General features: G+C 35.6%; 7 protein-coding genes and 2 pseudogenes. 2 read left to right on the forward strand and 7 right to left on the reverse strand.

Annotation, left to right across the window (positions count from 1 at the left end; all coding sequences use genetic code 11):
• The 4 genes and pseudogenes from BBB02_RS06110 to BBB02_RS02730 form a co-directional block, all read right to left on the reverse strand.
• Window positions 1-238, reverse strand: a pseudogene (locus BBB02_RS06110) (IS256 family transposase); the annotation flags it as partial.
• Window positions 239-311: 73 nt separating this feature from the next.
• Window positions 312-1,165 (reverse strand): annotated as a pseudogene (locus BBB02_RS02720) (IS256 family transposase); the annotation flags it as partial.
• A 245-nt stretch (window positions 1,166-1,410) separates the two neighbouring features.
• On the reverse strand, window positions 1,411-1,866 hold the full coding sequence (gene mlaD / locus BBB02_RS02725; RefSeq protein ID WP_127463903.1) for an outer membrane lipid asymmetry maintenance protein MlaD: 456 nt from the start codon (window positions 1,864-1,866) through the stop codon (window positions 1,411-1,413).
• 2 nt (window positions 1,867-1,868) lie between these two features.
• Complete coding sequence (locus BBB02_RS02730) at window positions 1,869-2,174, reverse strand: NADH-ubiquinone oxidoreductase subunit NDUFA12 family protein (RefSeq protein ID WP_127463904.1); 306 nt, start codon at window positions 2,172-2,174, stop codon at window positions 1,869-1,871.
• A 64-nt stretch (window positions 2,175-2,238) separates the two neighbouring features.
• Between BBB02_RS02730 and BBB02_RS02735 the strand changes: the two genes are divergently transcribed.
• Together BBB02_RS02735 and rodA are read left to right on the forward strand one after the other, a co-directional pair.
• Complete coding sequence (locus BBB02_RS02735; RefSeq protein WP_127463905.1) at window positions 2,239-3,687, forward strand: proton-conducting transporter transmembrane domain-containing protein; 1,449 nt, start codon at window positions 2,239-2,241, stop codon at window positions 3,685-3,687.
• 45 nt (window positions 3,688-3,732) lie between these two features.
• Window positions 3,733-4,836 (forward strand): rod shape-determining protein RodA, encoded by a 1,104-nt coding sequence (rodA, locus tag BBB02_RS02740; protein ID WP_127463906.1) that lies wholly within the window; start codon window positions 3,733-3,735, stop codon window positions 4,834-4,836.
• Between the two features lie 48 nt (window positions 4,837-4,884).
• On the opposite strand, the gene BBB02_RS02745 is transcribed toward rodA, so the two are convergent.
• The 3 genes from BBB02_RS02745 to terL form a co-directional block, all read right to left on the reverse strand.
• Window positions 4,885-6,132: an IscS subfamily cysteine desulfurase gene (locus BBB02_RS02745; RefSeq protein ID WP_006014118.1), complete on the reverse strand. Its 1,248-nt coding sequence runs from the start codon at window positions 6,130-6,132 to the stop codon at window positions 4,885-4,887.
• Window positions 6,133-6,305: 173 nt separating this feature from the next.
• Entirely contained in the window at window positions 6,306-7,220 is a 915-nt protein-coding gene (locus tag BBB02_RS02750) for an ankyrin repeat domain-containing protein (protein ID WP_127463907.1), read from the reverse strand.
• Between the two features lie 119 nt (window positions 7,221-7,339).
• A partial coding sequence (terL, locus tag BBB02_RS02755; RefSeq protein WP_127464295.1) for a phage terminase large subunit occupies window positions 7,340-8,659 on the reverse strand: 1,320 nt, incomplete at its 5' end.

Here is an 8,659-nt window from a genome sequence, read left to right on the forward strand (position 1 = left end):
AAATACTTGTACGTAAAGTCTTTCCATTCCTCCCATTTCTGCGATTATTTTCTTCACTTTCAGCTAATAAATGGTTTTCTATTTCACCTTCTAGACTCGCCTCCAGCAGCTTTTTTATAAATGGTGTTAATGCTCCCTCCTTTCCTGTCAACGGTCTTCCTTCTCGTATAGACGACAGGATATTTGTTTCCAACTCTTTATAATCTACCAATCCGTTAGTTCTGTTTACTTGACTCATTGTCAAACCTCCATTTTTTTATATCAATTTATTACTTTTTTTCGGTTTGACACACTTTTTTGAACATTCCCTAATTTTCGGCAATTTCTCTACTTGCAGCACGGTATATTTTTTTTCAAATCGTTCATGAAAATTTTCACATCTTTGCTCGATGCATATTTCAGTGAATTTCTTATCTGATGTACAATACATAGTTGTATTTCTGTATTAGGAAAGACGCTGTTTATTGCTTTAGGAAAGCTTTTTAGCCCATCTACACATACAATCAGGATATCTTCTACTCCTTTCTCTTTTAAGTCATTTAACATCCCTAGCCAAAAGTTAGCTCCCTTACTTTCTGTTATATAAAAGCCTAAAACTTCTTTCCTTTCATTCTGCTAATATATTCTACATATATTTACTTACGCAATGCCCGTCTTCTTTGACCTTAAAAAACCATAAACACTATTGGATACACTGATTGCAGTGGACGACTACGCCACTCATTTATTACAGGCAATAATTTATCAGTAATACTTTATATCTCCGCTACAGATATTTTATATCTCTTCTACATGCGACTCTATATCTCTATATACCATACCGCTGGCAAACATGCTCAAGATCTTTGTTTCAAGTTCAGAATGCAGGCTTGTTTGTCTTTTTTTGACTATTTGTGGCCCAAAACTTCCTTCTCTATCTCTTGGTGTTAGCAGCTCGAATACTTGTCCGTAAAGTCTTTGAATTTCTTCGATTATTTTCTTCGCTTTTAGCCGACAAGTGATTTTTTATTTCACCTTCCAGAATCGCTTCCAGTAGCCTTTTTACAAACGGTGTTAATGCACCATCTCTTTCCGTCAATGGTCTTCCTTCTCGTATAGACGATAAGATATTTGTTTCTAATTCTTTATAGTCTACCAAACCGGTAGTTCTGTTTGCTTGACTGATTGTCAAACCTCCATTTTTTGTTTCTATTTTATTTTTACTTCTCGGTTTGACACGGTTTATTTAACACTTCCCTAAGTACGTAAGAAAAAACACTCCTATACTGAAAGTACAAGCATTTGTTGAGATTATTAGGAATGTAAAACCTAGCAGAAATCTTGATAATTCAAACGCTGAACAACTTCAAGCTATTGATAGAAAAATCCCTTAATTGTACATAGGCCAAGTTGGCTTATGTGTTCTTATTCTCACTTTGTAAACATGCCAATAATTTTATCCACTATTCCACCCATATTTGCTTCAGCTTGAGTATGCGCTATTTTACCACCGTGTGAAATTAATTTAGGATCTGCACCAGGTGATATATTAACAAACTTACTACCAACAACCCCGCTGCTAGTGATTAGAGCTGAGCTATCAATTGGCAACTTTATTTGTCTGCTTATGCACATATCGATTCGTGCTATGTAGGTAGCTTTGTCAAGCGATACACCAGTTACGCTTCCGATTTCTACACCAGAGATCTTGACACTATCACCAACCCCTACACCGTTAGCATCAGTAAAAAGGCCATGTATTTTATAGCAATCCTTATAGTTTTTCTTTATGTAAGATAGCTTATTAATAGCGAAAAAGACAAGAAAAATAGTGAAAATTAATATAAATGATCCAGCAATTATTTCAAGTATATTTGACCTTCGCATCTTTAATTATTAGGATTCCAGCTTTCATAGTAGTTTTTCACCTTTTGCTTTGGGTAGTATGCATCTTTTGTAACCGTTAAATTAGGAGTTTTTCTTTTGTTATTATTAACTGATATTTCATTATTAGTATAATGCAGCCATATATGACATTCTGGAGGAATTATTGTGGGGTCAGAAACATTACCATATATTACCCATCTTTTCCCTTTACTTGACTCATAGTAAGAATTTCCGTTTTCATCCCTACCTATAAGTTTACCTTTTCTCCTTAATAAGTTTGTTACTGCATTATAAATTTTAGATAACATAAAGGTATTAAAACAAAAAGTATTATATATACTAATACTTTAACGATGTATTAACAACAGTTTAATGCAATTACCAATTCTACAAGTTATTATACCAATAATTGCATCGATGTTCTGCTTTCTTACCAGGAAACATAAGGTGTCCTGGTTTATCTCTTTTTTTACAACGGCAGCTACTTTCTTTATTTCATTAATGTTGCTAGTGAAAACATACAATGGTGAAATTATAACTTATTATCTTGGAGATTGGGCTCCTCCATACGGAATAGAATTGAGAATCGACATATTGAACTCCTTGATTCTAACTTTGGTGAATTTTATAGCGCTGATTAGTGTACTTTATAGCTTTCATATTAATGAAAAAGAGATTAGCAAAAATAAAATCACTGGTTTTTACTCTCTATTTTTACTGTGCTTAAGTGGATTACTAGGGATTTTAGTCACAAATGACATATTCAACCTTTATGTCTTTTTAGAAATTTCATCTCTTTCTTCTTATGTTTTAGTTTCAATGGGAAGGGATAAGAAAGCTTTAGTTGCAGCATTTGAATATCTAATTAGCGGTACTGTGGGAGCAACATTTTACTTGTTTGGCATTGGGCTTTTGTACTCTATGACAGGAACACTCAATATGTCTGACATGGCTGAAAGAATAGTACCATTATACGATAATAACATCATAAGACTTGGTACATTATTCATTTTTGTTGGTCTCTCAATCAAAATGGCACTATTTCCACTCAGCAGATGGCTGGTTAACGCATATAGTGAAGCACCTAGCTTCGTTAGCGTATTCTTTTCAGGTACAGTAACCAAAGTGATGATATATGTTTTTATCAGAATCTTTTACACTGTTTTTCAGCAAAATTTTTTCTTACCACTGCATAATGTGATAATTATCCTCGCACTTTGCGCTATTGTATTTGGATCAATATCTGCAATAATCGAAAAAGATATAAAAAGACTGTTTGCTCACTCCAGTATCAGTCAGATTGGCTATATACTTTTAATGCTGGGTTTAAATTCAAAATCAGGTTTGTTTTCAGCAGTTCTTCACATAGTAAATCATAGTATGATAAAAACGTCTTTATTCATGGTTGCAGGGTGTATTTCTTATAAATTTGATATGACAAAAATAGAAAATTTATCAGGACTAAAAAAGTCAATGCCCTATACAACACTCGCATTTACTCTATTTAGTTTGGCATTAATTGGTGTACCTTTGACAAATGGCTTTGTAAGTAAGTGGTATATGATGCAAGCAATTCTTGAATCTCATGCATGGGTCTCTCTGATGGTTTTTGCTGTTAGCTCTTTTTTTGCATTAGTATACATTTGGAAAATGGTTGAGAAAATATATTTTGAAAACAGTACAGCATCAAACGCTGGAATGACACTTAATGAGGTACCATTGCTTATGCTCTTTTGTCTATTATTTATGGCAATTTTAACGGTAATAACTGGGATATATAGTAGTCCAATTCGGTTGGTAATTAATAAATTTGCTTTTTGATTTTCTTATGTTTTATTGTATCTCAAAGTCTGTAAAGTTTTTGCTGTGGATAAGCTGAAGAAGATTCACTTATTATTAGTCATTAACGTAATAGCTCTGTTTTGCGTTGGCATTGTTGTGCAATATTCTTCTGCTGGAGGAAAGTGGGCTCCATTTGCAATTCACCAATTGGTCATATTCTCTTTCTTCTTTTTGCTTGCTATAGCTATGTCATTTATAGAGCTAGATTTTTATTTGAAGCACGCTTATTTTTTTTACATAGTAGCAGTAATTGCGCTGTTAGCAGTAAATTTTTTTGGCTCGCATATAATGGGTGCAACGAGATGGATAAGAATTGGGTCAATTAGTTTACAACCATCAGAATTTGTAAAAGTGAGCTTAATACTTGCACTTGCTTGTTATTTTAATAAACAAAGTGTGTATAAAATGATGAAATTTCAAAGCTTATTTAAGCCACTTATAATTATTTTCTTACCTGTATTCCTTGTATTGAAGCAACCTAATTTAGGAACAGCTGTCATAATATTGTTTATAGGAGCATCAATCATATTCACAGCAATAATGGAGAGACCTCATTTGATAATTTTTGGAACTCTTGGCATTTTCGCAATACCAGCTATTTGGCCTTTTTTGCGCCCTTATCACAAGCAAAGGATATTATCATTTTTGGATTCATCAGTAGATCCACTTGGAATAGGTTATAATGCACAGCAATCTCAAATAGCTATTGGTTCAGGAGGTTTGTTTGGTAAGGGATTTATTAATGGAAGTCAAACTCAACTTGGATTTTTGCCAGAGAAACGCACAGATTTTGCTTTTGCGGTACTGAGTGAGGAATGGGGTTTTTTAGGCAGCATGACTTTGATTTTACTCTATACCACATTGCTTGCTATAATATTCTCCATTGCTTACAGGTCAAAAAATTACTTTTCTAAGTTAATATCTATCGGGGTTTTCGCCTTTTTTGGTGCTCATTTCTTTATAAACATTGGAATGACAATAGGCCTATTACCTATAATAGGTGACCCACTTCCATTTCTATCCTATGGCGGAAGCACAACTGCTGCGAGCTTAATATGTATAGGATTGCTACTTAGTTCCGTGACATCTACAAAGGACTTAAAGCTAAGTTTCCGATTTCACCCATAGAAAGAGCTTAGACAACCATCACTCTGCTAATGGCTAACGTCTTATTCTTCAATGAGAATCCCATTTTACGGTGCTTAAATCTATTCCCTCTTGTACCATTTCCAAAAGTGGGCTCATCTCTCTTAGCCGTCCAACATTTTTAGTAACAAGATCTGCTGCGTATAGAACTTCATCTTTAGTTGTAAATCGGCCAAGGCCAAATCTAATTGATGAATGCTCAAGATCGTGGCCATTGTTTAGTGATCTTATGACATAAGAAGGCTCAAGGGATGCAGATGTGCATGCAGAACCAGAGCTTACTGCTAAATCCTTGATTGCCATGATAAGAGACTCACCCTCAACATAAGGAAAACTTAAGTTGAGGTTACCAGGAATCCTATTTTCATAGTCACCATTTAAAACAACATCAGGAAATGCTTCTTTTATTTTGTTGTACAAAATATCTCTCAGTTCTTCTAATTTGCTTGCTTCTGCTCCCATTTCTTCTTTAGCAATACGTGCCGCTTCACCAAAACCAACTGCAAGGGGAGTGGGAACTGTTCCAGAGCGCATGCCTCTCTCCTGTCCACCACCACTAATTAGTGGCGTCAATCTAACACGAGGATTTTTTCTACGGACATATAATGCACCTATTCCCATAGGTCCATAAATTTTATGGCTAGAAAGGCTCATAAGATCAATGTTCATTTCATTTACGTCTATTGGAACTTTTCCAAAGCTTTGGGCAGCGTCTGTATGAAAAAATATATTATGCTTTCTACACATTGCACCAATTTCTTTGACAGGTTGCATTACTCCGATTTCATTATTTGCCATCATCACTGAAATCAGAATTGTTTTATCAGTGATTGCCTTCTCAAGTTTCAACAAATCTATAATTCCGTTTTGCTTAACGGACAAATATGTAACTTTAAAGCCTTCATTTTCCAGATGTCGACAAGAATCTAAAACGCACTTATGCTCCGTGCAGACAGTTATTATATGATTTCCCTTATTCTTATAAAAATGAGCAACACCTTTGATAGCCATGTTATTTGATTCAGTTGCACCCGAGGTAAAGACGATTTCTTTGCTGTCTGCATTCACTAAATCAGCAATGTGCTTCCTTGCTTTTTCTACTGCTTCCTCAGCTGTCCAACCAAATGAATGACTACGAGAGTGTGCATTACTAAACTCACCAAAATAAGGTATCATCACCTCCAAAACACGAGGATCTACTTTAGTAGTAGATTGATAATCGAGAAATATTGGTAATTTTATTTTAGTATCATGTATTTTCTTACTTTCAACATTCATAAAGCTACCAAAGAGACAAAATTTACAACTATTTAATAGCACTAAAGCTTAATTTTTTCAAGGTATAATCTTGCCTAAACGAAAGTTGTCAGCGCTCTCTCCTACGTTATTCCAGTGTCCCTTTAATGTCATTCCCTATGATCAGTGTTTGACACTGGTAGGTCGAATACGCGCTAGGCAAACCTACCAGCGCTAGCAGCTTCTTGACGACCATCCATTAAGACTGCTACTCCATCAACTTTAGTACTGGGCTTTAACATCATATATGTAGCACCACCAACTGCTAGTGCTACTGCTATAACTGCAACCACTGCTATAGCTATAGGTATTGCAATTGTTTCAGTTGCAAAAAGTACCGCTGCTATAGCAGTGCCTAATAATGCAGTTTTTACAGCGGTAGCAATCCCTTTATTAAATGCTTTCACAAAAGAACGTCCTCCTGCCTTTAATAGAACTTCTACGTTTTGACCCTTGGCATAATCTAAAGGGGTCATTCCATGTGTATTTACTGCATTAATATTTGCTCCTTTTTCGAGTAAAACATCTACTGTCTCTTTGTGACAATAAGAAACAGCATAATGTAAAGGAGTTCCATACAAATGTTGCGCATCAACATTTGCTCCTGCTTGGAGTAAAACCTCTACTATCTCTTTGTGATCTTTATGAACAGCATTGTGTAATGGGGTAAACCCATGTTCATTCCTTTCATCAATTTTAATTCCTTCGATCTTTAATAGAGCTTCTACTGTTCCTATATGGCCATGTTTAGCTGCTAAATTTAATACAGGAGTCCAACCTTTTCCACTCTTATCGCTAATGTTTGATCCTGATGATATTAGAGCATCCAACACATTTGCATAGCCTGCCTCAGCAGCTATCCTTGATAACGTAAACTTTAAATATTTAGGATGATCTGAGGTAAATTCATGATTTATATCGAATTTCTCATCAATCCACTCTTTATGTAAATCTTGATCCTGCCTCTCTAGTTCTTCTTGTATTTTCTCAATTATGTTATCTTTATTAAAATCTTGCTTATCGTTAATTACATTCAATACTTTTTTCAGTGTTTCATATCCTTTTGCCATAACTTTACCTTTAAACTAGAGTAAAATATCTAACTATCACATATTATACTAGAAAAGTAATATTTATTTTAAATGAGCTTATAATCGAAATTGTGGGTAGCAAATTATTGCCTCTTGAATCACAATGTTCGTATAGCTGCAACCCTGAAGCTACTATCTCTCATCCACTGAAGGTATTGCACAGTGCTGTCTACTTGATCGTCGTGGCGGGTTTCTGGGAACATTAAAATTTCATACTCAAAATCGCTGAGCCATATTGCTTGATGCGGCAGAAAAACCTTGCCGGATTCTATTATCGGAACAATCTGGTGGAATCGAGCGATTTTACTGTTATGCGGCACTATCTCAATAACAGGTATTGTTTTTAGCTCTTGAATCAATTGTTGACCGCTTGTTTTTGCTTCGATTAAAATTGCGTGTGGCTTCCACCTTGCAGCTAGTGATAGAACTTGTTCTTTAAGTTTTGGATACTCAAGCTTCGCACGGTATACATCGAGTAAATAAAACTTATTATTCACCTTTGTCCAGGTGGTGCAGACACTAAAGCCGCTAGAATCGTTTTTTGAAACTGCAGTATCCCAGCTCTGAGTTATATGTAAGAGATTGTCAGGAAAATTTCTATAGCATTTCAACCATTCTTGCTTAATTATACCACTTGAAAGTGGCAGAGGATTTTGTTGATATTGAGCAGCAAAAGCGTAACTCCCAAGTTCAGCCTTTATCATTTCAATTTCTCCTCCATCTAGGGGATATAGCAGCTGACCTTCCTTTTTTAAGTATAAAATCCTTGAAGATGTAGCGCCTGTTGAGCTTTTGCACTCATTTGTAGTTACTTGAATAATAGGAACAGGAGAAGGGAGAATTGATCTTTTGATTGAATAGATAATTTCCTTATTTTCAGAGATCATTGGCAAACAAATATGATGCCATATATTTCTTGGTTTGGAGAGAAGATGCGCAGTCAAATCCTCTTGATGTAGTCTGTGCATTACAACAACGATAACTCCTTTTTTCCTATCATTGAGCCTGGTTATTAGAGTCTGATCGAACCAGTTTGTGGCACGTTTTCTAAACGTCTCGCTCAAAGCTTGAGAGGAACTCAGTGGATCATCCACGACGATAAAATCTCCACCTTCACCAGTTAGTGTTCCACCAACAGATGTTGCAATCCTACATCCTCTCTGCACTGTTTGAAATTTATATTTAGTGTTCTGGTCTTTGCATAGTTCTACCTCTGGAAATAGCACTCTATACCAACTAGACTGCATCACGCACCTGGTGTCAAGCGAATGCTTTTCGCTAAGCCGCTGAGAATAGCTTGCAACTATTATTCTTGCGGTTGGCTGATTACCAAGTATCCATGCGGGCCATGCAACACTCACGCACATAGACTTCATCGAGCGCGGAGGCATATTGAATATTATTCGCTTCACTTCACC

The organism is Wolbachia endosymbiont of Bemisia tabaci (assembly GCF_003999585.1).
Taxonomy (GTDB): domain Bacteria; phylum Pseudomonadota; class Alphaproteobacteria; order Rickettsiales; family Anaplasmataceae; genus Wolbachia.

Excerpts from the sequence above, each read along its gene's own strand:
- BBB02_RS02730 (WP_127463904.1), bottom strand. The coding sequence starts at position 2,174 with ATGTTATCTAAAATTTATAATGCAGTAACAAACTTATTAAGGAGAAAA.
- mlaD (WP_127463903.1), bottom strand. The coding sequence starts at position 1,866 with ATGCGAAGGTCAAATATACTTGAAATAATTGCTGGATCATTTATATTA.
- BBB02_RS02735 (WP_127463905.1), top strand. The coding sequence starts at position 2,239 with ATGCAATTACCAATTCTACAAGTTATTATACCAATAATTGCATCGATG.
- BBB02_RS02745 (WP_006014118.1), bottom strand. The coding sequence starts at position 6,132 with ATGAATGTTGAAAGTAAGAAAATACATGATACTAAAATAAAATTACCA.
- BBB02_RS02750 (WP_127463907.1), bottom strand. The coding sequence starts at position 7,220 with ATGGCAAAAGGATATGAAACACTGAAAAAAGTATTGAATGTAATTAAC.